Raw genomic sequence first — 22,708 nt, 5'->3', positions numbered from 1 at the left:
TTTTCCCGTAATCGGGGAACACATCACGAGAGCGGAACAACCAGGTCGGAATATGACCCGTCGTCCACTGCGTCCTCGCTGTGTTTTTGCCTACCAAGTCAGTGACCTGGCAGGGCTTTCAAAGGAACCTCCAACCTGCCGAAGCAGGCCGGGGTATCAACATATCTGGCGTTGACTTTTGGCACGCTGTTGAGTTCTCAAGGAACGGACGCTTCCTTTGTACTCACCCTTTCGGGTTTTCCTCCGGGCGCTTCCCTTCGGTCTTGCGTTTCCGACTCTATCAGACTCTTTCGTGTCCGATTCCCGGTCGAAGCGGGTTTCGCTTTCCAGTTCGTCGCTTTCGCGTTTCCCTTTCCGGCGAGTCCGACTCTATCAGATCCTTTCGGGCCTGATTCCCAGTCAGCGGGGGTTGTCTTCCCGGCCGTTGGGCCGTTCCGACGAGTGAGACATTAGCGGAATCCGGGGCCCCGACGCTAATCGGGGTCGCGCTCCTTCGAACGCGGATTCCTCATTTCGCATAAACGCGCACCAAGACATGCGACAGCTGTCGCGTGCTCGTTGTGGTTACTGCGGAATGGCTGTCCGGGGACCAACCTTGGTCGGCGCTCACGTCGGACAACTCGGAGCACACTACGGATCGGGAGGGGGCGTGTCAACCCCGGGGTGACCGGGGCCGACGCGGGGGTGTCAGCCGTTGCCGGAGGCCAGCTCGCGGCTGCGGTCGCGGGCCGCTTCGAGTGCGGCGATGAGGGCCGCGCGTACACCGTGGTTCTCCAGCTCGCGGATGGCGCTGATGGTGGTGCCGGCCGGGCTGGTGACGGCCTCACGGAGCTTGACCGGGTGCTCGCCGCTGTCCCGGAGCATCACGGCGGCGCCGATCGCGGCCTGGACGATGAGGTCATGGGCCTGGGCGCGCGGCAGGCCGAGCAGGATGCCGGCGTCCGTCATCGCCTCGACCAGGAAGTAGAAGTACGCCGGGCCCGAGCCGGAGAGGGCGGTGGCCGCGTCCTGCTGGGACTCGGGGACGCGCAGGGTCTTGCCGACCCCCTTGAAGATGGCGTCCGTCGAGGCGAGGTGCTCCCCCGTGGCGTGGCTGCCCCCCGAGATGACGGACATGCCCTCGTCCACCAGGACGGGGGTGTTCGGCATGACGCGGACGACCGGGGTGCCGGCGGCGAGGCGGTCCTCGATGAACGCGGTCGTGATGCCGGCCGCCGCGCTGATGACCAGGCGGTCCGCGGTCAGGTGCGGGGCGAGCTCGTCCAGGAGGCGGCCCATGTCCTGGGGCTTGACCGCGAGGATGAGGATGTCGGCCCGCTCGGCGGCCTCCGCGTTGGTGACCGCGTCCACGCCGTAACGGTCGCGCAGTTCGGCGGCCCGGTCCGCGCGGCGGGTGGTGACCAGCAGGTTCGACGGGCGCCAGCCGGCCCGGATCATCCCGCTGAGCAGGGCCTCACCGATCTTGCCGGTACCGAGGACTGCAACTGTCTGGGTCATGCCGTTCACCCTCCGGGCGGTGCTCGATGTGCGCGGTGCTCAGTGCTCGTCGGCGCCATCTTCGCACCGCCCCGTCACGCGGTGCGGCGGCGGAGGGTGGCCGCCCCGAGGGCCAGGACGAGCAGGGCACAGCCCGCCACGACGAGGACGTCCCGGACGAAGTCCCCGGTGACGTCGGTGTGGTGGAGCACCTGGTTCATCCCGTCCACGGCGTACGACATCGGCAGCACGTTCGAGAGGGCCTCCAGGAACGGGGCCATCTGGTCGCGCGGGATGAAGAGGCCGCAGAGGAGCAGCTGCGGGAAGATCACCGCGGGCATGAACTGCACGGCCTGGAACTCGGAGGCCGCGAACGCCGAGACGAACAGCCCGAGCGCGGTGCCGAGCAGCGCGTCGAGCAGGGCGACCAGGAGCAGCAGCCACGGCGACCCCATGACGTCCAGGCCGAGGGCCCACACCGACAGGGCGGTGGCCAGGAGCGACTGGAGGACGGCGACCGCGCCGAAGGCGAGCGCGTACCCCGCGATGAGGTCGCCCTTGCCGAGCGGCATCGAGAGCAGGCGTTCCAGGGTGCCGGAGGTGCGTTCGCGCAGGGTGGCGATCGACGTCACCAGGAACATCGTGATGAGCGGGAAGATCCCGAGCAGGGAGGCGCCGGTCGAGTCGAAGGTCTGCGGGCTGCCGTCGAAGACGTAGCGCAGGAGGGTGATCAGGAGGACCGGGATCAGCAGGAGCAGCGCGACCGTACGGGGGTCGTGGGTGAGCTGACGCAGGACGCGGGCGGCGGTGGCGAAGGTGCGGGCCGGGCTCAGGGGGGCTGTCGTGCTGCTCATCGGGCGTTCTCCTTGCGGGCTGCGTCGACCAGGTGGAGGAAGGCCGCTTCGACGGTGTCGGTACCGGCCGCGGTGCGCAGGGCGTCCGGGGTGTCGTCGGCGAGGATCTCGCCCTCGCGCATGAGGAGGAGGCGGTGGCAGCGCTCGGCCTCGTCCATGACGTGGGAGGAGATGAGGAGCGCGGTGCCGCGTTCGACGGCGAGGGTGTGGAAGAGCTGCCACAGGTCGCGGCGCAGGACCGGGTCGAGGCCGACGGTCGGTTCGTCCAGGACGAGCAGGTCCGGGGTGCCGAGGAGGGCGACGGCCAGGGAGACGCGGGTGCGCTGGCCGCCGGAGAGGTTGCCGGCGAGGGCGTCCTCGTGGCTGGTCAGGTCGACCTCGGTGAGCGCGCGGGTGACGGCCTCGTGGCGGGCGGCGCGGTGGGCGCGGCCGGGCTGGAGGATCGCCGCGAAGTAGTCGAGGTTCTGGCGGACGGTGAGGTCGGTGTAGACGGAGGGCGCCTGGGTGACGTACCCGACGCGGGGGCGGAGGGAGGGGTGTCCTGCGGGGCTGCCGAGGACCTGGAGGGTGCCGGTGACCTTGGCCTGGGTGCCGACGACGGCGCGCATGAGGGTGGATTTGCCGCAGCCGGAGGGGCCGAGGAGGCCGGTGATCCTGCCGGGTTCGACGGTGAAGTCGAGGCCCTTGAGGACCGTGCGGCTGCCTCGTTGGACGGTGAGGCCACGGGCCTCGACGGCGACGCCCGAAGAATTCATCATGTGATGAATATTGGCTCCGCGGGACCGCCGCCGTCAAGGGACCGGGCGGATGCGGCCCGGTTCAGCGCACGGCCGCGTGCAGCTCGACGACGTACGCCTCCTCCACCGTGCCGTCGGGGAACTCCGTCAGGAGCCGGGCCCGCTCCTCGGCGAGGAAGCTCCGGGTCGCGTCGTCGTCGGCGGTCAGGAACACGGAGTGGCTGCCGAGGTTGTCGAGGTGGGTGGCGAGGGGCACGCGCCGGGTCCACGGGACGCGGCGGTAGGTGAAGGCCAGGTCCGGGGGCAGGTCGCGGTCCCGGACGGCCGAGCGCCTGGGGCCCAGTTGCTCCGGGCCGACGCCGAAGAACCGGACGAGCCGTTCCTCCTGGGCGACCAGCCACGGGACCGTGTTGTCGGTGACGTTCCACCAGAGGGCGAGCGTGCCGCCCGGCCGCAGGACGCGCCGGACCTCGGCGGCGGAGCGGGCGTGATCGGTCCAGTGCCAGGACTGGGCGTACGTGATCAGGTCGGCCGAGGCGGTCGCGAACGGGAGCCGGTTGCCGTCGCCCCGTACGAGCGGGACGTCCGGGAGGCCCCGGCGCAGCTCGGCGGCCATGCCCGGCCCGGGCTCGACGGCGACGACGCGGGCGCCGCGGTCGAGGAGGCGGCGGGTCGAGATGCCGGTGCCCGCGCCCACGTCCAGGGCGCGGGCACCGCGCAGGGGGCGTCCGGCGATGTCCTCGACGGCGTCGAACAGCGCGTCCGGGTAGCTGGGGCGGGCGGCGGCGTACTGCGCGGCGGCGCGGTCGAAGGACAGGGCGCGCGAGGGGCCCGGGACCGCATCCGGTGAGTGAGTCGTGGTCATGCGGCCATCGTGCCGGGCGGCCCGGGACGCGTCAGCCGCGGCGGCCCTTCTTCTTGCGGGCGGCCGGGTTGCCGGTGCGGGCGGCGCGGCGCTTCGCGTACCGGGCGACGGCCTCCTCGTACTCCGTACGCCTCAGCTTCTCGCCGGGCGCCTCGGTGAACGTACGGAAGAAGTACGCGAGCAGGGCGCCGACGAAGCCGATGGCCTTCAGGCCGCGCAGGTTCTCCTCGCGGGCCGGGTCGGCGGGGCGGCGGCCGAAGCCCTCCCAGGTCTTGCGGAAGGCGACCGCGCTGCAGATGGCGAACATCGCGATGACCAGCACGCCGACGAAGCCGCCGACGTCGGCGATCTCCAGGCCCTGGTAGGCGAAGCGCAGGACGAAGCAGGCTGCGGCGGCGGCGAGGAGGGAGCCGACGGCGGCTCCGGCGCGGCGCAGGCCGTAGTGGCCGTCGTGGGCGACCCACGTGGTCCCGAAGAAGCGGATGGGCTCGGGCTGTGGGCCCTGCGGGGTCGCGGGCCCGGCCGGGCCGGGGGTCGCGCTTCCGGGGGTCTCGCTGTTCTCGCTCACGGGGTCGATTATCCCGCAGGTGCGGCGGCGGCCGGAGGGCCGTGCGTACGGCCCTCCGGCACGGCCGGGTCAGCCCAGCTTCGAGACGTCGCGGACGGCGCCCCGGTCGGCGCTGGTCGCCATCGCGGCGTACGCGCGGAGGGCGGCCGAGACCTTGCGGTCGCGGTTCTTCGGCGCGTACACGCCGTTCAGGGCCTCGCGGCGGGCGGCCAGCTCCTCGTCGGGGACCAGGAGGTCGATCGAGCGGTTCGGGATGTCGATCCGGATGCGGTCGCCGTCCTCGACCAGCGCGATCGCGCCGCCGGAGGCCGCCTCGGGCGAGGCGTGGCCGATGGACAGGCCCGACGTGCCGCCGGAGAACCGGCCGTCCGTGATCAGGGCGCAGGTCTTGCCGAGGCCGCGGCCCTTCAGGTACGAGGTCGGGTAGAGCATCTCCTGCATGCCCGGCCCGCCCTTGGGGCCCTCGTAGCGGATGACGACGACGTCGCCCTCGTTGACCTGCTGGGTGAGGATCTTCTGGACGGCCTCCTCCTGCGACTCGCAGACGACGGCCGGGCCCTCGAAGGTCCAGATGGACTCGTCGACGCCCGCCGTCTTCACGACGCAGCCGTCCACGGCGAGGTTGCCGCGCAGGACGGCGAGGCCGCCGTCCTTGGAGTAGGCGTGCTCCACGGAGCGGATGCAGCCGCCCTCGGCATCCTGGTCCAGGGCCTCCCAGCGCTCGGACTGGGAGAACGCCTCGGCGGAGCGGACGCAGCCGGGGGCCGCGTGCCACAGTTCCACGGCCTCCTGGGAGGGGGAGCCGCCGCGCACGTCCCAGGTCTTCAGCCAGTCGGCCAGGGAGGGGCTGTGCACGGAGTGCACGTCCTCGTTGAGCAGGCCGCCGCGGTGCAGTTCGCCGAGGAGGGCCGGGATGCCGCCCGCGCGGTGCACGTCCTCCATGTAGTACGTGCGGTCCTTGGCGACGTTCGGGGCGACCTTGGCCAGGCACGGGACGCGGCGCGACAGGGCGTCCATCTCGGTGAGGCCGTAGGAGACCTCCGCCTCCTGGGCGGCGGCCAGCAGGTGCAGGATCGTGTTGGTGGAGCCGCCCATCGCGATGTCCAGCGCCATGGCGTTCTCGAAGGCCGCGGCGGTGGCGATGTTGCGGGGCAGGACCGACTCGTCGTCCTGCTCGTAGTAGCGGCGGGTCAGGTCCAGCACCGTGCGGGCGGCGTTCTCGTAGAGCGCCTTGCGGGCGGTGTGGGTGGCCAGGACCGAGCCGTTGCCCGGGAGGGAGAGGCCGATGGCCTCGGTCAGGCAGTTCATCGAGTTGGCGGTGAACATGCCGGAACAGGAGCCGCAGGTGGGACAGGCGTTCTCCTCGATGCGGAGGATGTCCTCGTCGGAGATCTTGTCGTTGACCGCCTCCGACATCGCGTCGACCAGGTCGAGCGTGCGCACCGTGCCGTCGACCAGCGTGGCGCGGCCCGACTCCATCGGGCCGCCGGAGACGAAGACGGTCGGGATGTTCAGGCGCAGGGCCGCGTTGAGCATGCCCGGGGTGATCTTGTCGCAGTTGGAGATGCAGATCAGGGCGTCGGCGCAGTGTGCCTCGACCATGTACTCCACGCTGTCCGCGATGAGGTCGCGAGAGGGGAGGCTGTAGAGCATGCCGCCGTGGCCCATGGCGATGCCGTCGTCCACGGCGATCGTGTTGAACTCGCGCGGGATGCCTCCGGCGGCGGTGACCGCCTCGCTGACGATCCGGCCGACGGGGGCCAGGTGCGTGTGGCCCGGCACGAACTCCGTGAAGCTGTTGGCGACGGCGATGATCGGCTTCCGGCCGATGTCCGCGCCGGGTACCCCGGAGGCGCGCATAAGGGCGCGGGCGCCCGCCATGTTGCGGCCGTGGGTGACTGTGCGGGACCTCAGCGTGGGCATCGTCTTGTCGCTCCTTCTGCGTTGAAGACTGTTCTCGAGCGTACGCCGTCGGTGCCAGGATGTGGACCGGGTGTCCGCTATGCGGAAGCGCTGGGGGGCGCCTGCGGCGGGCCTGTTCCCCTGCCCGCCCCTTCCCGGAACCGGGGCTCCGCCCCGGACCCCGCGCCTCAAACGCCGGCGGGGCTGGTTCTCCTACGCGGACGGCTCCGTCAGGTAGCGCTGCAGCGTGGGGGCCACCATCGCGACGATCTTCTCCGGCGGCGCGGACGCCAGCGGCTCGGCCTCCAGTACGTACCGCAGTATCGCGATCCCCACCATGTGCGACGCCGCGAGCTCCGCGCGGAACGTCGCGTCCGGGATGTCCAGGCCCGCCGCCACGCGCTCCAGCAGGCGGCGCAGTACGAAGCCCCGGAGGACCTTCGCGGCGGCCTCGTGGGTGAGGGCGGAGCGGAGGACCGCGAGGAGGGGGGCCCGGGTCGCCGGGTTCTCCCAGATGCCGATGAAGGCGCGGGCCAGGCGTTCGCCCACGTCCACGGTGTCGCCTTCGAGGACGGCCGGCACGAGCAGGGCGGGCTCGAAGGACAGCTCGATCGCGGCGGCGAAGACCTCGTCCTTCGTACCGAAGTAGTGGTGGACCAGCGCGGGGTCGACGCCGGCCGCGCGGGCGATGGCCCGGACCGAGGTCTTGTCGTACCCGCGCTCGGCGAACTCCGTGCGGGCGGCCTCCAGGATGCGGGTGCGCGCGTCCGGGCCGGTGTCCGACGCGGCGCGGGCGGGGCGGCCCCGGCGCTTGGGGGCCGGTGCGTCCGGGGTCATGGGCGGGGGGCGCGCTCGGTGGACGCGGCGAGGTGGAGCCGGGTGAAGGCGAGCGCCTCGGCGAGGTCGGTCTCGCGTTCGGCGGTCGACATCGCGCGGCGGGTGTTGACCTCGATGACCACGTGCCCGCCGAAGCCGGAACCGGCCAGCCGCTCCAGCAGTTCCGCACAGGGCTGGTCGCCCCGGCCGGGCACCAGGTGCTCGTCCTTGTTGGAGCCCTTGCCGTCGGCCAGGTGGACGTGGGCCAGCCGGTCGCCCATCCGGTCCACCATCGCCAGGCCGTCCGTGCGCGCGGTGGCGGTGTGCGACAGGTCCACCGTGAAGTGCCGGTAGTCGTCGTTGGTGACGTCCCAGTCGGGGGCGTACGCGAGCATCTCGCGGTCCCGGTAGCGCCACGGGTACATGTTCTCGACGGCGAACCGGACGTCCGTCTCGTCGGCCATCCGCCAGATTCCGCTGACGAAGTCCCGGGCGTAGTTGCGCTGCCACCGGAACGGGGGGTGCACGACGACCGTCGACGCGCCCAGCTTCTCGGCGGCGGCGCGGGCCCGCTGGAGCTTCACCCACGGATCGGTCGACCAGACCCGCTGGGTGATCAGCAGACACGGGGCGTGAACGGCGAGTATCGGCACCTGGTGGTAGTCGGAGAGCCGGCGCAGCGCCTCGATGTCCTGGCTGACCGGGTCGGTCCAGACCATGACCTCGACGCCGTCGTAGCCGAGGCGCGCGGCGATCTCGAAGGCCGTCGCCGTCGACTCCGGATAGACCGAGGCCGTCGACAGGGCGACCTTCGCATCCGGGACGCGCACCACTGGTTCTGCCACGCAGACAGCGTACGGGCAGTGGTGCGCCCCGCCGAGGGAGAGCGGCGGAAAGTGAGAAGCCGCACCACAGGCCCGCCCCTCAGTCCAGCGCCGCCTCGCCGCCCGACGGCAGGTGGTCCAGGCGGCGCAGGATCACTCCCTCGCGCAGCGCCCACGGGCAGATCTCCAGCTCGTCCACGTCGAGCAGGTCCATCGCGCCCTCCGCGACCAGCGCCCCGGCCAGCAGCTGCGCCGCCCGCCCCTCGGACACGCCGGGCAGCGTCCCGCGCTCCTCGGTGGTCATCGCGGCCAGCTTCGGCACCCACTCCTCCAGCGCCTTGCGGCTGAGGGTGCGCGGCACGTACTGGCCCTCGGCGGAGCGCGCCGCGCCCGCGATCCTGGCGAGCTGCTTGAACGTCTTGGAGGTGGCCACCACGTGGTCCGGGCGGCCGATGCGGGCGAAGTCGCCGACGCTGCGGGCGATGCGCGCCCGTACGTGCCGGCGCAGCGCCTTGACCTCGGCCGGGTCCGGCGGGTCGCCCGGCAGCCAGCCGGCGGTGAGGCGTCCGGCGCCCAGCGGCAGCGAGACCGCGGCGGCCGGTTCCTCGTCCATGCCGTACGCGATCTCCAGCGAGCCGCCGCCGATGTCGAGGACGAGCAGCTTGCCCGCCGACCAGCCGTACCAGCGGCGGGCCGCGAGGAAGGTGAGCCGGGCCTCCTCCGTACCGCTGAGGACCGCGAGGTCGACGCCCGTCTCCTCCCGTACCCGCTCCAGGACCTGGTCGGCGTTGCTCGCCTCGCGCACCGCGGAGGTGGCGAAGGCGAGGACGTCCTCGCAGCCCTTGTCCTCGGCGGCTTCGAGCGCGCCCGCAATCGTCCCGACCAGCCGGTCCACGCCGAGCGGGCCGATCGCGCCGTCCCCGTCGAGGAGTTCGGCGAGACGCAGCTCGGCCTTGTGCGAGTGCGCGGGCAGCGGGCGGGCGCCGGGGTGGGCGTCCACCACCAGCAGATGAACCGTGTTCGACCCCACGTCGAGGACTCCGAGTCTCATGCAGGGCACGCTACTGCGGGCGGGGCACTTACTCTGGGCCCGTGCCAAAGACGAAAAAGGCGAAGCCGGGCAAAGCCACGAAGAAGCGGGACGTCGAGGCGGAGACCCCGCAGGACATCAAGCATGTCGAGAAGGTGGAGATGCACACCCCGGCCGCGGAGCCGGACCCCTCCGACGAGACGGAGCTCGACTTCGCGCGCGCCTGGGTGGAGTTCCCCGACCCCGCCGACGACGAGCAGGTCTTCCGCTGCGACCTGACCTGGCTGACGTCCCGGTGGACGTGCATCTTCGGCAGCGGCTGCCAGGGCATCCAGGCGGGCCGCGCGGACGACGGCTGCTGCACGCTGGGCGCCCATTTCTCGGACGAGGACGACGAGAAGCGCGTGGCCGGTCATGTCGCCCGCCTCACTCCCGAGCTGTGGCAGTTCCACGACGTGGGTACGGAGACGGGCTGGACCCAGACCGACGAGGACGGCGACCGCCAGACGCGTCGCTGGCAGGGCTCGTGCATCTTCCAGAACCGGCCGGGCTTCCCGGCGGGGGCGGGCTGCTCGCTGCACATCCTGGCGCTGCGGGAGGGCAGGGAGCCACTGGAGACCAAGCCGGACGTGTGCTGGCAGCTGCCCGTACGGCGTACGTACGAGTGGATCGACCGGCCCGACGACACCCGGGTGCTCCAGGTGTCGATCGGCGAGTACGACCGGCGGGGCTGGGGCCCGGGCGGCCACGACCTGCACTGGTGGTGCACGTCGGCGACCTCGGCGCACGGGGCCGGCGAGCCGGTGTACGTGACGTACCGGCCGGAGCTCATCGAGCTGATGGGCAATGAGGCGTACGCCACGCTGACCGGCCTCTGCGAGCAGCGGCTCGCCTCGCTGCTGCCGATGGCTCCGCACCCGGCCGACCCGGCGTAGGGCCCTACCCGGATCGGGCCGCACGGTCAGTCCGCGGGCGGCGGGGTGCTCGGGCCCTTCGGCGGGGCGGGCGGTCCGGAGGAGCCGGTCGGCTCCGGGGTGGGGCTCGGCTCGGGCTCCGTCGGCGTCGGGGTCGGGGTGGAGGGGTCCGGCGTCGGGGTCGACGGGTCGGGGGTGGGTTCCGGGTCCGGCGGGCCGGACCTCGGCGGGACCGGGCGCGGCTCGAGCCCGCGCGGCTCGGCGCCGGGGGTGGGCGCCTTGGCCCCGTAGCCGTGCAGGGCGATGACCGCGCCCGAGGGGGCGACGGTGAGGTGGGCGGTCCAGGGCCCGGCGGGCTGCCGCGCGCGGTCCACGAGGGCGCGGATCGTGACGCTGCCGCCGGCCGGGAGCTTCCCGGAGGTACGGCTCAGGCTCACCCAGGGCCGGTCGGTGGCGGCGGACCAGGAGACCGGTCCGGCGTCCGAAGCGGTGAGGGTGATCAGGGTCGCGGAGCCGGCGGTGCCGGTCCGTACGGTGAGCCGGCCCTCGCCGGGCGCTGCGGGGTCGCGGGAGGGGTCGGCGCCCTTGCTGATGACCTCCGCGGAGACCTCCGGCAGGGAGTCCTTGCCGGTGAAGCGGGAGCCGGAGTCCGGGCGGGCGTTGCCGGCGTTCTCGTAGGGGGCGTACGGGGTCTCGGCGCCACCGGTCTCCCTGTCGGCCGCGCTGACCGCCGAGCCGTCGCGGCCCTCGCCGGTCAGGGGCGCGCCCCGGTAGGCGGACCACAGGGCGATGACGGGGGCGGCGACCACGGTGGCGACGACCGTCGTCGTCATGACCCGGGAGCGCATCCGGTCGCGGCGCGCGGCGTGGTCCTTGGGGTCCATGGGGAAGCCGGTGCGGTCGAAGCGCGGTGTGGCGGACCGATTCTTCTGGTGCTTCTGCGCGTGCAGCATGGCCACGTACGCGGACGGCCGCGGGGCCTCCACGACCGGCAGCACGGCGGCCGGGGTCACCGTCTTCCCGGGCCAGGGGCCCTCGGCCCCGGCGCGTTCGGCGGCGCGGCGGCAGCGCGGGCAGTCGTCCACGTGCCGGACGAGCTCGCGGCGGAGCGTGGGCGAGAGCAGTGCGCGGTGGTCGCCGGTGAGCCGGGCGGCCGTGGGGCAGTTGCCCGTTTCCACGACGGCGAGGGCGGCGCGGGTCCGCTCGACCTCGCAGGCGGCACCGGCCAGCAGCTCGCGGGCGGCGGTGGGGTCCAGGCCGAGGACGGCGGCCACGGCGCGCGGGGCCAGGCCGTGCCGGACGGCGAGCTCCAGGGCCTCGCGCTGCTCCGGTGTGGTGCCGGCGGCCTCGGGCCAGGCCAGCTGGGCCAGCTCCCGGCGGTGCGCCTCGGCCGCGGGGGCGCTGTCCGCCGGGGCAGGGCTCTCGGACGGGACGGGCGCGGGGGCGGCGGGACGGGGGGCCGGGGGCGGCACGGGACGACCGGCTCGGCGGGCCGGGCGGGCGGTCGCCGGGACGTGGCGGTCCTCGTCGGCGGCCCTGCGGTGCGGGGGGCGGGCGGGGTCGGGGCGGCGGTGGGCGCGGCGGCCCCGCTGCTGCTCGCCGAGCCGGCGCAGACACGTCCACCTGGCCAGGGCGTACAGCCAGGTTTTACGTTCCTCCTCGTCGGCCGGGCAGCGGGAGCCCTGTCGTTCGGCCAGGGCCAGGACGCCGCCCAGCGCCTCGGTGGCGGCGTCGTGGTCGCAGAGGACGGAGAGGCAGTAGGTGAAGAGGCCGTCGAGATGCGGCTCGTAACGGGCGGGCGGCTTCTTCGGTGCGGTGTGCGAGGTGTGGGGCGCGCGATGCTGTCCCCGGTGCGCGCCGGGGGTATTCCTCGGAGTCTCCAGCCTGCTGCTCGTCACCTTGCGACCGTAGGCGCGGCGCCCTCACCCGCTCGCGCCGCTTGAGTAGATTTAACCCTTACGGGTGAACGTATCGCGCGATAAGGGGCGGGCGTTCCCTGCCTCGCTGTCAGACCCCACCGATACGGTGGCGCCATGGCTGCCCGTACGAAATCCGCGAAGGACCGGCCGTCCTACCGTTGCACCGAATGCGGCTGGACCACCGCGAAGTGGCTCGGCCGCTGCCCCGAGTGCCAGGCGTGGGGGACGGTCGAGGAATTCGGCGGTGCGCCCGCCGTCCGGACCACGGCGGCGGGGCGGGTCTCCACCGCCGCGCTGCCCATCGGCCAGGTGGACAGCCGGCAGGCCACCGCCCGGCCGACCGGCGTCGGCGAGCTGGACCGGGTGCTGGGCGGCGGTCTGGTGCCCGGGGCCGTCGTGCTGCTCGCGGGCGAGCCCGGCGTCGGCAAGTCCACGCTGCTGCTCGACGTCGCGGCCAAGGCGGCGACCGACGAGCACCGGACCCTGTACGTGACGGGCGAGGAGTCCGCGTCCCAGGTCCGGATGCGGGCCGACCGCATCCGGGCGATCAGCGACCACCTGTATCTGGCGGCGGAGACCGACCTGTCGGCGGTGCTCGCCCACCTCGACGCGGTCAAGCCCTCGCTGCTGATCCTGGACTCGGTGCAGACCGTGGCCTCGCCGGAGATCGAGGGCGCGCCGGGCGGGATGGCGCAGGTCCGCGAGGTGGCGGGGGCGCTGATCCGGGCCTCCAAGGAGCGCGGGATGTCGACGCTGCTGGTGGGCCACGTCACCAAGGAGGGCGCGATCGCCGGACCCAGGCTCCTGGAGCACCTGGTGGACGTGGTGCTGTCGTTCGAGGGCGACCGCCATGCCCGGCTGCGCCTGGTGCGCGGCGTCAAGAACAGGTACGGGGCGACCGACGAGGTCGGCTGCTTCGAACTGCACGACGAGGGGATCACGGGTCTCGCCGATCCGTCCGGCCTGTTCCTCACGCGGCGCGACGAGCCGGTCCCGGGCACCTGCCTGACCGTGACGCTGGAGGGGAAGCGGCCCCTGGTCGCGGAGGTGCAGGCGTTGACGGTGGACTCGCAGATCCCGTCCCCCCGGCGGACCACGTCGGGCCTGGAGACCTCCCGGGTGTCGATGATGCTCGCGGTCCTGGAGCAGCGGGGCCGGATCAGCTCGCTGGGCAAGCGGGACATCTACAGCGCGACGGTGGGCGGGGTGAAGCTGTCCGAGCCGGCCGCCGACCTGGCGATCGCGCTGGCCCTGGCGAGCGCGGCGAGCGACACCCCCCTGCCGAAGAACCTGGTGGCGATCGGCGAGGTGGGGCTCGCGGGCGAGGTCAGACGGGTCACGGGGGTGCAGCGCCGGCTGGCCGAGGCGCACCGGCTGGGGTTCACGCACGCCCTGGTCCCGCCGGACCCGGGCAAGGTCCCGGCCGGCATGAAGGTGACGGAAGTGGCCGACATGGGCGACGCGCTCAGGGCGCTCCCGCGCCGGACCCGCGCACAGGCCCCCCGGGAGGACGACGCACGCCGGTAGACTTTGCCCTGGTCTCGCCCGTCCGTACGAACGGTACGAGGGACCAGGGGACGTGTCGGACACTCCCCGGGTCCTTCGATCGGATTGGGCCTGCTCCGTAGCGACAGGCCACGAGGGCACCACAAACCTGTGACCGGAGGAGTGCAGTGGCAGCCAGCGACCGGGCAGCATCGCCCGGAAAGTCCGGCCAAACCACGGGCAACGAGGCGCTGATGCGCGCCTCGTTGAGCGCCGTCGCGCCCGGAATGGCCCTGCGGGACGGCCTGGAGCGCATCCTCCGCGGCAACACCGGGGGTCTGATCGTGCTCGGCATGGACAAGACCGTCGAGTCGATGTGCACGGGCGGCTTCGTGCTGGACGTGGAGTTCACCGCGACCCGGCTGCGGGAGCTGGCCAAGCTGGACGGCGCCCTGATCCTCGACAAGGACATGACGAAGATCCTGCGCGCCGGTGTCCAGCTGGTCCCGGACGCGTCGATCCCCACCGAGGAGACCGGCACCCGGCACCGCACGGCGGACCGGGTCTCCAAGCAGTGCAATTTCCCGGTGGTCTCGGTCTCCCAGTCGATGCGCCTGATCGCGCTGTACGTGAACGGGGAGCGGCGGGTCCTGGAGGAGTCGGCGGCGATCCTCTCCCGCGCCAACCAGGCCCTCGCCACGCTGGAGCGGTACAAGCTGCGGCTGGACGAGGTCGCCGGGACGCTCTCCGCGCTGGAGATCGAGGACCTGGTGACCGTCCGGGACGTGACGGCGGTGGCGCAGCGCCTGGAGATGGTCCGCCGGATCGCGACGGAGATCGCGGAGTACGTGGTGGAGCTCGGCACGGACGGGCGGCTGCTGTCGCTCCAGCTGGACGAGCTGATCGCGGGCGTGGAGCCGGAGCGCGAGCTGGTCGTGCGGGACTACGTGCCGGAGCCGACGGCGAAGCGTTCGCGCACGGTGGCGGAAGCGCTGACCGAGCTGGACTCGCTGACCCACACGGAGCTGCTCGAACTCCCGGTCGTGGCGCGGGCGCTGGGCTACAGCGGCTCGCCCGAGACGCTGGACTCGGCGGTGTCGCCGCGCGGTTTCCGGCTGCTGGCGAAGGTGCCGCGGCTGCCCGGCGCGATCATCGACCGGCTCGTGGAGCACTTCGGCGGTCTGCAGAAGCTGCTCGCGGCGAGCGTGGACGACCTCCAGACGGTGGACGGCGTCGGCGAGGCCCGGGCGCGCAGCGTGCGCGAGGGCCTGTCCCGGCTGGCCGAGTCCTCGATCCTCGAACGGTACGTGTAGGCCCGGACGCTTCCCCGGGGCACCGCCCCGGCGGTCAGTCCTTGTCGAGGACGAACGAGGCGCGCTGCACGGGCTTCCCCGGGGCCTTGGCCTCCACGAGATACGTGCCCGGCCTGGCCTTGCCCGAGGGCGGCGTCGCGCACTTGGGGGCGCTGCGGTCGCGGTTCCACTCCACGGTGTGCACGACGGTCGTCCCGGCGGGCACCTCGATCAGTACGGGCTTCGGGTCGCGCGGGCAGTCCTTGGACGACCAGACCTCGTCGTCCTCCCCGCCCGCCTCCGTGACGGTGAGCACCGCGCTCTTCGGCCCGACGTCGGCCTTGCAGGCGGTGGACGAGGTGTTCGTGACGAACAGCCGGAACTTCGGCTTCTCGTCGGGGGCGTAGCTGAGTTCGGTCTTCAGGCCGATCCGGATCGCGCCCGCGGCGCAGTCGGCGAGCGAGGAGCCGGCCGGCACCGGACGCGCGGCCTGCGCCCCTTCCCCCGTGCCGGAGCCGACGGAACCGGAAGCGGAACCCGAACCGGTGTCCTGGCCACCGCCGTTGGCGTCCGAGGAGCCGCCCGTGCCGGCGGAACCGCCGCCCGAACTGCCGTCCTCGTCACCGCTGCCGCCGCCGGAGCCGTCCGACTCGCCGCCTCCGCCGGGCTGTTCGGTGATCGCGGGGCCGGAACCGGAGGGCCCGGGCGTGATCGAGCCCGCGGGGCCGGAGCCGGGCGGCTTGGAGTCGTCGTGGTGATCCCCGCTGCCGCCACCGGAGGTGACGGCCCATGCGATCAGCAGCGCGATCAGCACGACCAGGGCCGCCGCGACCGCCCTCCGTCGCCAGTAGATGCTGGAGGGTAGCGGACCGATCGGATTGCGCAGAGATCCCACGGCGCAAACTGTACGAGAGATCCGGCCCAACTCCCGCCCCACCCGCCGCCTTGATCCCCAAGTTTTGCGGATCATCATTCCGCGAGGGCCAGTTCGGCCGCCGATGACGCCCCGAAATGACCCTCTGCGACGAAACGTTTGCTCATGGTCAACGGCTCCGGCCGGCCGACAAATGGCCCATCGGCCAGTTGCCGCAACGGCTCGCGGGGCGTGGAGCCTGTGACCGGAACGCCGTGTCAGGATCGATGGTGCGATGACTGCCACGACTGCGACACAGACGCCCCCCGCCTCCCTCCACGCCCCCGTGATCGGTTGGTTCGACCAGCACGCCCGCGATCTGCCCTGGCGCCGCCCCGAAGCGGGCGCCTGGGGCGTGATGGTGAGCGAGTTCATGCTGCAGCAGACCCCCGTGAGCCGGGTCCTGCCGGTGTACGAGCAGTGGCTCGCCCGCTGGCCGCGCCCCGCCGATCTCGCCGCCGAGCCGCCCGGCGAAGCCGTCCGCGCCTGGGGCCGGCTCGGCTACCCGCGCCGAGCGCTGCGCCTGCACGGGGCCGCCCAGGCGATAACGGAACGCCATGGCGGAGACGTACCGAGTGAGCACGCCCAGCTCCTCGCCCTGCCCGGGATCGGCGAGTACACGGCGGCGGCCGTGGCCTCGTTCGCGTACCGGCAGCGTCACGCCGTCCTCGACACCAACGTCCGCCGGGTCTTCGCACGGGCCGCGACCGGCATCCAGTACCCGCCGAACGCGACGACGGCCGCCGAGCGCAGGCTCGCCCGGGAGCTGCTGCCCGACGAGGACGAGCAGGCGGCCCGCTGGGCGGCGGCCACGATGGAGCTGGGCGCCCTCGTCTGCACCGCGAAGAACGAGGACTGCTCGCGCTGCCCGATCGCTGAGCAGTGCGCCTGGCGGCTGGCCGGGAAGCCCGCGCACCAGGGGCCGCCGCGCCGGGGCCAGACCTACGCGGGCACGGACCGGCAGGTGCGGGGCAGGCTCCTGGCCGTGCTGCGCGACGCGGTGGGCCCGGTGCCGCAGGCCGCGCTCGACGCGGTCTGGGACGAGCCGGTGCAGCGCGCCCGGGCGCTGGACGGGCTGGTCGCCGACGGCCTGGTCGAGCCGCTGGCCGGCGGCCGCTACCGGCTGCCGCTGACCTGAGCGGCCGGCCCGTCCCACCCGCGTAACAGCGTCCGCCCGCCTTCGTAACAGCGGCGCCCTGGGTCCGTCCGTCCCGTGACAATGACGGGGCGGACGGGCCCTTCGCGCGTCCGGCGCGGGGTTCTTTGTCCGTCTCCTCCCCGCGCTGTTACACAACCGATGGACAGCCGTGCGCCCGCGTACGGCTGCCCCGCACAGCCTCGTGACAACCGCTCCGTAGCGTCTGCGACGTCAGCCGGAACGACCACCGGCGGACAGCGGTACGAGTGGTCTACGGGGATCCACGGGGATGGAGGCGGTTGTGATGGCGCAGGGCGAGGTGCTCGGCTTTGAAGAGTACGTACGGACCCGGCAGGAGGCGCTGCTGCGCAGTGCGCGCCGCCTCGTCCCGGACCCCGTGGACGCGCAGGACCTGCTCCAGACCGCGCTGGCCCGGACCTACGGCCGCTGGGACCGCATCGAGGACAAGTCCCTCGCCGACGCCTACCTGCGCCGCGTCATGATCAACACCCGCACCGAATGGTGGCGGGCGCGCAAGCTGGACGAGGTGCCCACCGAGCAGCTGCCCGACGCCAGCATCGAGGACGGCACCGAGCAGCGCGCCGACCGCGCCCTGCTGATGGACATCCTGGGTGTGCTCGCTCCCAAGCAGCGCAGTGTCGTCGTCCTGCGACACTGGGAGCAGATGAGCACGGAGGAGACGGCCGCGGCGCTCGGCATGTCGGCCGGTACGGTGAAGAGCACGTTGCACCGTGCGCTGGCGCGGCTGCGCCAGGAGCTGGAGAACAGGGAAGCGGCGAGCCGGGATGCCCGGCTCGCCGAAGAGCGGGGGCGGGAGCGGTGCGCGGCCTGACAGGCAGCGATGACGACGACACGGTCATCGGCACGACCGGCGGGGGAAGGCCGGGCGCGAGCGGACGCCTGCTGACCGGCTGGGCGGCGAGCAGCGCGGCACTGGCCGGGCTCGCCGCCTTCGGGCTGTTCGCCGTCAGCTGCTCCACCGGCGGCACGGGCACCCGGGACGAGGGTCCGGCGGGCGCCGAGCCGGTCGTCCGGGTCACCCCGAGCACGACGGCCGCCGCCACGGCGAAGCCCGCGCCCCGGGTGGACGCCGTGGCGCTGCTGAAGGCGGACCCGAAGGTGAGCGGGCGGGTCCGGATGGACCTGAAGCCGTGCAGCGGCGACGAGTATCCGGTGGACACCTCGTACGGCAGGATCACCGGCGGCCCGTCCGCCGACGTCGTGGTCAACGTGATGACCTGCGGCGATTCGGTGGGGGTCGGCACCTACGTCTACCGGCCGCGCACCGACGGCACGTACGAGAACGTGTTCACCGTCGAGCAGCCCGCCGTCTACGGCACCATCGACCGGGGCGACCTGGTCGTGACGACCCAGGTGTACGAGAAGAAGGACTCGGTCGCCTATCCCTCGGGCGACGAGGTGATCACGTACCGCTGGGCGAGCGGCCGGTTCAACGAGGAGGACCGGGTGCGCAACGACTTCAACCGAGCCGTGGGCACGGGCGACGGGGACCTCCCCGAGCCCACGGAACCGCCCAGGAACTGAGAGCTTTCCGATGGCCGAGACCCATGTGCTGTTCGTCGAGGACGACGACGTCATCCGCGAGGCCACCCAGCTCGCGCTGGAACGGGTCGGCTTCGCGGTCACCGCGGTGCCCGACGGGCTGGCCGGCCTCGAAGCGTTCCGGGCGGACCGGCCCGACATCGCGCTGCTCGACGTGATGGTCCCCGGCCTGGACGGGGTCAGCCTGTGCCGCCGCATCCGGGACGAGTCGACGGTCCCCGTGATCATGCTGTCGGCGCGGGCCGACTCGATCGACGTGGTCCTCGGCCTGGAGGCCGGCGCGGACGACTACGTCACCAAGCCCTTCGACGGGGCGGTCCTGGTGGCCCGGATCAGGGCGGTGCTGCGCCGCTTCGGCCATGCGTCGGGCGGCCGGGACGGCGGCGGGCAGCCGGAGCCGGAGGCCGTCGGCGGGGTGCTGGTCTTCGGTGACCTGGAGGTCGACACCGAGGGCATGGAGGTCCGCAGGGGCGGTGCGCAGGTGGCGCTGACGCCGACCGAGATGCGGCTGCTCCTGGAATTCTCCTCGGCGCCCGGCACCGTGCTCTCCCGCGACAAGCTGCTCGAACGGGTCTGGGACTACGGCTGGGGCGGGGACACCCGGGTCGTGGACGTCCACGTGCAGCGGCTGCGCACGAAGATCGGCCAGGACCGGATCGAGACGGTCCGCGGCTTCGGCTACAAGCTCCGGGCATGAGGCGGCCCGCTCTGCGGACGGGCGTCCGCTGGAAGATCAGCATCGCCATCGCGGCGGTCGGCGCGCTCATCGCGGTCGCGCTGAGCCTGGTGGTGCACAACGCGGCCCGCGTCTCGATGCTGGAGAACGCCCGCGAGGTCCAGCTGGAGCGGCTGACCTACGCGCAGCTGCTGTACGAGGCGAAGAAGACGAAGAAGGCCGACCCCCGGTTCGGGGCGAAGCTCAACGACCCGACGATGCCGAAGAGCCTGCGCGAGGAGGTCCGGCGCAACCGCCGCGCCACGCACGTGGACGACTCCGGCGGGGTGCCCGACGTCTGGGCGGCCGTGCCGGTGGGCAACGGGAACGTGCTGTCGCTGCACACCCGGTTCGCGGACCGCTCGACCACGATCATGGGCGATCTGGACCGGGCCCTGATCATCGGCTCGGTCTCGGTGGTCCTCGGCGGCTCCGCGCTGGGCGTGCTGATCGGCGGCCAGCTCTCGCGCCGGCTGCGCAAGGCGGCCGCGGCGGCGGGGAAGGTCGCCCAGGGCAACACGGACGTCCGGGTCAGGGACGCGGTCGGCGGTGTCGTGCGCGACGAGACGGACGAGCTGGCCCGTGCGGTGGACGCGCTGACCGACGCGCTGAACGGGCGGATCGAGGCGGAGCGCCGGGTCACCGCGGACATCGCGCACGAGCTGCGTACGCCGGTGACCGGGCTGCTGACGGCGGCCGAGCTGCTGCCGCCGGGCCGCCCGACCGAGCTGGTGCGCGACCGGGCCCAGGCGATGCGCACGCTGGTCGAGGACGTGCTGGAGGTGGCCCGGCTGGACAGCGCCTCGGAGCGGGCCGAGCTCCAGGAGATCGCGCTCGGCGAGTTCGTCAGCCGTCGGGTGGCGTTGCTGGACCCGGAGGTCCGGGTCCAGGTCGTCCACGACTCCTGGGTCAACACGGACCCGCGCCGCCTGGAGCGCATCCTCGGCAACCTGCTGGGCAACGCGGCCAAGCACGGGTCGACCCCGGTGCAGGTCACGGTCGAGGGCCGGGTGGTCCGCATCCGCGACCACGGGCCCGGGTTCCCGGCGGCGCTGCTGCGGGAGGGGCCGAGCCGGTTCCGGACCGGGTCGACCGACCGGGCCGGGCACGGGCACGGTCTCGGGCTGACGATCGCGGCGGGCCAGGCGCGGGTGCTCGGGGCCCGGCTGACCTTCCGGAACGCGGCGCCGGAGGGCGCGGCGGAGGGCAGCGGCGGGGCGGTCGCGGTGCTGTGGCTGCCCGAGCACGCGCCGACGGCCACGGGCAGCTATCCGATGCTCCAGTTCGCGGAGCAGCGGAGCCCGGTGGAGGAGCCGCGCGGCTGATACGGGCGAGAGCCCCGGGACGTGTGTCCCGGGGCCCTCGTCGTACGGCCGTGCCGGTCAGACCTCCGCGACCGCCGGGGCGGGCTTGGCCTCGGGGCCCGCGCCCCGCAGCGGGACCTCCTTGACGAAGAGGGAGGCGACGACCGCGACCAGGCCGACGGACGCGCCGACGAGGAACGCGATGTGGGTGCCGGACGACACCGCGAACTCGTACGCCTCGCGCACCGGCCCCGGCAGCTTGGCCAGGCTCGCCGCGTCCAGCTGGGCGGAGTGCGCGGTGGCCGCGCCGCCGCCCCGGGACGCCATCTCGTCCTGGACCCTGCCGGTGAACAGCGCGCCCATGATGGCGACGCCGAAGGAGCTGCCGAGCGTACGGAACAGGGTGGTCGAGGAGGAGGCGACGCCCATGTCCTTCAGCTCGACGCTGTTCTGCGCGACGAGCATGGTGATCTGCATCAGGAAGCCCATGCCGGCGCCGAGCACCGCCATGTAGAGCCCGGAGGTGAAGCGGCTGGTGCCGGTGTCCATCTGCGCGAGCAGGAAGAGGCCGATGACCATGAGGATCGAGCCCACGATGGGGAAGACCTTGTACTTGCCGGTGCTGGTGGTGACCCGGCCCGCGATGAGCGAGACGACCATCATGGACAGCAGCATCGGCAGGAGCAGCAGCCCCGAGTTGGTCGCGGAGGCGTGCTGCACGGACTGCTGGTAGAGCGGCAGGAACAGCACCGCGCCGAACATCACGAACCCGGCCATGAAGCCGACCACGGACATGAGCGTGAAGTTGCGGTTGCGGAATATGTGGAGCGGGATGATCGGCTCGGCGGCCTTCGTCTCGACGAAGAGGAAGCCGGCCAGCGAGGCGACGCCGATCGCGATGAGCTCCATGATGACCGCGGAGTTCCAGTCGTACTCGGAACCGCCCCAGGTGGTGACCAGCACGATCGCGGTGATGCCGACGGTGAGCAGCGCGGCACCGAGGTAGTCGACGTTCCGCTTGGTCCGCTCCCGCTTGGGCAGGTGCAGGACCGCGGTGATCATGATCAGTGCGACGGCGCCGAGCGGGAGGTTGATGTAAAAGCTCCAACGCCAGCCGAGGTGGTCGGTGATGGTGCCGCCGACGAGGGGCCCGCCGATCATGGCGATGGCCATCACGCCGGCCATCATGCCCTGGTACTTGCCGCGCTCGCGGGGCGGCACGAGGTCGCCGATGATCGCCATGACGCCGACCATCAGACCGCCGGCGCCGAGGCCCTGCACGGCCCGGAAGCCGATCAGCTGGCCCATGTCCTGGGCCATGCCGCTGAGGACCGAGCCGATCAGGAAGATCACGATGGACGTGAGGAAGATGCCCTTGCGTCCGTACATGTCGCCGAGCTTGCCCCAGATGGGCGTGGACGCGGCGGTGGCCAGGGTGTAGGCGGTGACGACCCACGAGAGGTGTTCGAGGCCGCCGAGGTCACCGACGATCGTCGGCATCGCGGTGCCGACGATCAGGTTGTCGAGCATCGCCAGCAGCATGGCGATCATCAGGGCGAGCACCACCACCCGGACGCTGCGCTGCTGCGGAGCCGGTGGCTCCGCCTTGGTGGCCGGTGGCCCGCCCGCCTTCCCGTCCGCCGTCTTGATCAGGTCCGCCATCTTCCCCAACTCCCCAGTCACCCTGCCACCGGGCCCTTACTTGCCGCCCGGCTAGTTGCTTACACTGGAGGAAGGTAGACCCGTAACTAGCCGGGCGTCAAGTAAGTTAATTTGGGAGAGCACCATGGGCAGCACGCCGCAGCCGCGCCGGGGCAACACTCGCCAGCGCATCCAGGACGTCGCCCTGGAGCTCTTCGCCGAGCAGGGGTACGAGAAGACCTCGCTCCGGGAGATCGCCGAGAAGCTGGACGTCACCAAGGCGGCGCTCTACTACCACTTCAAGACCAAGGAAGACATCCTCGTCAGCATCTTCGAGGACCTGAACAAGCCGGTGGAGGAGCTGATCGCCTGGGGCGAGACGCAGCCGCGCACCCTGGAGACGAAGACGGAGATCCTCCGCCGCTACAACGACGCGCTGGCCCAGGCGGCCCCACTCTTCCGCTTCATGCAGGAGAACCAGGCGACCGTACGGGACCTGAGCATCGGCAGGACCATCAAGAACCGGGTCCTGGGCCTGGTGGACCTGATCAAGGAACCGGGCGCGCCGCTCACCGACCAGGTGCGGTGCTTCAGCGCACTCATCACCCTGCACGCCGGGATGCTCGCCCTGCAGGACGTCGAAGGCGACCCCGAGGAGAAGCGCAAGGCCACCCTCGAAGTCGCCGTCGAGCTGGTCACCCGGGCCCACGACGCGGAAACCCCCCGGTGAC

The 22,708-nt window shown here is 72.6% G+C and carries 21 protein-coding genes; 9 read left to right on the top strand and 12 right to left on the bottom strand.

Annotation, left to right across the window (positions count from 1 at the left end; translation table 11 throughout):
- Positions 1 to 687: 687 nt before the first annotated feature.
- The 9 genes from proC to AB0L33_RS03155 all read right to left on the bottom strand — a co-directional run bounded on the left by proC (position 688) and on the right by AB0L33_RS03155 (position 9,093).
- Positions 688 to 1,497 carry a pyrroline-5-carboxylate reductase gene (gene proC, locus AB0L33_RS03195; protein ID WP_365677361.1) on the bottom strand — a complete coding sequence of 270 codons (810 nt, stop codon included), beginning with the start codon at positions 1,495 to 1,497 and terminating at the stop codon, positions 688 to 690.
- 74 nt (positions 1,498 to 1,571) lie between these two features.
- Positions 1,572 to 2,330 carry an ABC transporter permease gene (locus AB0L33_RS03190; protein ID WP_365677360.1) on the bottom strand — a complete coding sequence of 253 codons (759 nt, stop codon included), beginning with the start codon at positions 2,328 to 2,330 and terminating at the stop codon, positions 1,572 to 1,574.
- A complete protein-coding gene (locus AB0L33_RS03185) occupies positions 2,327 to 3,088 on the bottom strand; it encodes an ABC transporter ATP-binding protein (protein WP_365677359.1) in 762 nt (253 codons plus the stop codon). The genes AB0L33_RS03190 and AB0L33_RS03185 overlap by 4 nt, the downstream gene beginning before the upstream one ends.
- A 61-nt stretch (positions 3,089 to 3,149) precedes the next feature.
- A complete protein-coding gene (locus AB0L33_RS03180) occupies positions 3,150 to 3,932 on the bottom strand; it encodes a class I SAM-dependent methyltransferase (RefSeq protein ID WP_365677358.1) in 783 nt (260 codons plus the stop codon).
- Positions 3,933 to 3,963: 31 nt separating this feature from the next.
- Positions 3,964 to 4,500 carry a hypothetical protein gene (locus tag AB0L33_RS03175; protein ID WP_365677357.1) on the bottom strand — a complete coding sequence of 179 codons (537 nt, stop codon included), beginning with the start codon at positions 4,498 to 4,500 and terminating at the stop codon, positions 3,964 to 3,966.
- Positions 4,501 to 4,569: 69 nt separating this feature from the next.
- On the bottom strand, positions 4,570 to 6,423 hold the full coding sequence (ilvD, locus tag AB0L33_RS03170; protein ID WP_365677356.1) for a dihydroxy-acid dehydratase: 1,854 nt from the start codon (positions 6,421 to 6,423) through the stop codon (positions 4,570 to 4,572).
- A 192-nt stretch (positions 6,424 to 6,615) separates the two neighbouring features.
- Positions 6,616 to 7,239 (bottom strand): TetR family transcriptional regulator, encoded by a 624-nt coding sequence (locus tag AB0L33_RS03165; protein ID WP_365677355.1) that lies wholly within the window; start codon positions 7,237 to 7,239, stop codon positions 6,616 to 6,618.
- Positions 7,236 to 8,063, bottom strand: coding sequence for a sugar phosphate isomerase/epimerase (locus AB0L33_RS03160; protein ID WP_365677354.1), 828 nt, complete (start codon positions 8,061 to 8,063; stop codon positions 7,236 to 7,238). The genes AB0L33_RS03165 and AB0L33_RS03160 overlap by 4 nt, the downstream gene beginning before the upstream one ends.
- Before the next feature lie 79 nt (positions 8,064 to 8,142).
- The gene (locus AB0L33_RS03155; protein WP_365677353.1) at positions 8,143 to 9,093 is read right to left on the bottom strand and encodes a Ppx/GppA phosphatase family protein; all 951 of its coding nucleotides are present in this window, start codon (positions 9,091 to 9,093) and stop codon (positions 8,143 to 8,145) included.
- 41 nt (positions 9,094 to 9,134) lie between these two features.
- Between AB0L33_RS03155 and AB0L33_RS03150 the strand changes: the two genes are divergently transcribed.
- Positions 9,135 to 10,007 carry a hypothetical protein gene (locus tag AB0L33_RS03150; protein ID WP_365677352.1) on the top strand — a complete coding sequence of 291 codons (873 nt, stop codon included), beginning with the start codon at positions 9,135 to 9,137 and terminating at the stop codon, positions 10,005 to 10,007.
- A 26-nt stretch (positions 10,008 to 10,033) separates the two neighbouring features.
- Here the strand turns inward: AB0L33_RS03150 and AB0L33_RS03145 are convergent, their stop codons facing one another.
- Positions 10,034 to 11,884: a hypothetical protein gene (locus AB0L33_RS03145; RefSeq protein ID WP_365677351.1), complete on the bottom strand. Its 1,851-nt coding sequence runs from the start codon at positions 11,882 to 11,884 to the stop codon at positions 10,034 to 10,036.
- A 135-nt stretch (positions 11,885 to 12,019) separates the two neighbouring features.
- On the opposite strand from AB0L33_RS03145, the gene radA reads away from it, so the two are divergent.
- Together radA and disA are read left to right on the top strand one after the other, a co-directional pair.
- Positions 12,020 to 13,432: a DNA repair protein RadA gene (gene radA / locus AB0L33_RS03140; protein ID WP_365677350.1), complete on the top strand. Its 1,413-nt coding sequence runs from the start codon at positions 12,020 to 12,022 to the stop codon at positions 13,430 to 13,432.
- Positions 13,433 to 13,578: 146 nt separating this feature from the next.
- Positions 13,579 to 14,703: a DNA integrity scanning diadenylate cyclase DisA gene (gene disA, locus AB0L33_RS03135; protein ID WP_026171409.1), complete on the top strand. Its 1,125-nt coding sequence runs from the start codon at positions 13,579 to 13,581 to the stop codon at positions 14,701 to 14,703.
- 34 nt (positions 14,704 to 14,737) lie between these two features.
- On the opposite strand, the gene AB0L33_RS03130 is transcribed toward disA, so the two are convergent.
- Positions 14,738 to 15,496, bottom strand: a complete 759-nt coding sequence (locus AB0L33_RS03130; protein WP_365677389.1) for a hypothetical protein — start codon at positions 15,494 to 15,496, stop codon at positions 14,738 to 14,740.
- A gap of 334 nt (positions 15,497 to 15,830) precedes the next feature.
- Here AB0L33_RS03130 and AB0L33_RS03125 point away from each other — a divergent pair, with 334 nt between their 5' ends.
- The 5 genes from AB0L33_RS03125 (at position 15,831) to cseC (ending at position 20,357) form a co-directional block, all read left to right on the top strand.
- Positions 15,831 to 16,733, top strand: a complete 903-nt coding sequence (locus AB0L33_RS03125; RefSeq protein ID WP_365677349.1) for an A/G-specific adenine glycosylase — start codon at positions 15,831 to 15,833, stop codon at positions 16,731 to 16,733.
- Between the two features lie 304 nt (positions 16,734 to 17,037).
- The gene (locus AB0L33_RS03120) at positions 17,038 to 17,586 is read left to right on the top strand and encodes a SigE family RNA polymerase sigma factor (protein ID WP_018520495.1); all 549 of its coding nucleotides are present in this window, start codon (positions 17,038 to 17,040) and stop codon (positions 17,584 to 17,586) included.
- Positions 17,574 to 18,299, top strand: coding sequence for a hypothetical protein (locus AB0L33_RS03115; protein WP_365677348.1), 726 nt, complete (start codon positions 17,574 to 17,576; stop codon positions 18,297 to 18,299). Before AB0L33_RS03120 ends, AB0L33_RS03115 begins: the two co-directional genes overlap by 13 nt.
- A 10-nt stretch (positions 18,300 to 18,309) precedes the next feature.
- A complete protein-coding gene (gene cseB / locus AB0L33_RS03110; RefSeq protein WP_365677347.1) occupies positions 18,310 to 19,014 on the top strand; it encodes a two-component system response regulator CseB in 705 nt (234 codons plus the stop codon).
- Positions 19,011 to 20,357, top strand: a complete 1,347-nt coding sequence (cseC, locus tag AB0L33_RS03105) for a two-component system sensor histidine kinase CseC (RefSeq protein WP_365677346.1) — start codon at positions 19,011 to 19,013, stop codon at positions 20,355 to 20,357. The genes cseB and cseC overlap by 4 nt, the downstream gene beginning before the upstream one ends.
- A 57-nt stretch (positions 20,358 to 20,414) precedes the next feature.
- Here the strand turns inward: cseC and AB0L33_RS03100 are convergent, their stop codons facing one another.
- Complete coding sequence (locus AB0L33_RS03100; RefSeq protein ID WP_365677345.1) at positions 20,415 to 21,998, bottom strand: MDR family MFS transporter; 1,584 nt, start codon at positions 21,996 to 21,998, stop codon at positions 20,415 to 20,417.
- A gap of 124 nt (positions 21,999 to 22,122) precedes the next feature.
- Between AB0L33_RS03100 and AB0L33_RS03095 the strand changes: the two genes are divergently transcribed.
- Entirely contained in the window at positions 22,123 to 22,707 is a 585-nt protein-coding gene (locus tag AB0L33_RS03095) for a TetR/AcrR family transcriptional regulator (protein WP_365677344.1), read from the top strand.
- The last annotated feature ends 1 nt before the right edge of the window (position 22,708 follow it).

The organism is Streptomyces sp. NPDC052299 (genome assembly GCF_040679335.1).
Classification (GTDB): Bacteria; Actinomycetota; Actinomycetes; order Streptomycetales; family Streptomycetaceae; genus Streptomyces.
This window is presented reverse-complemented; position numbering and strand designations above follow the sequence as displayed.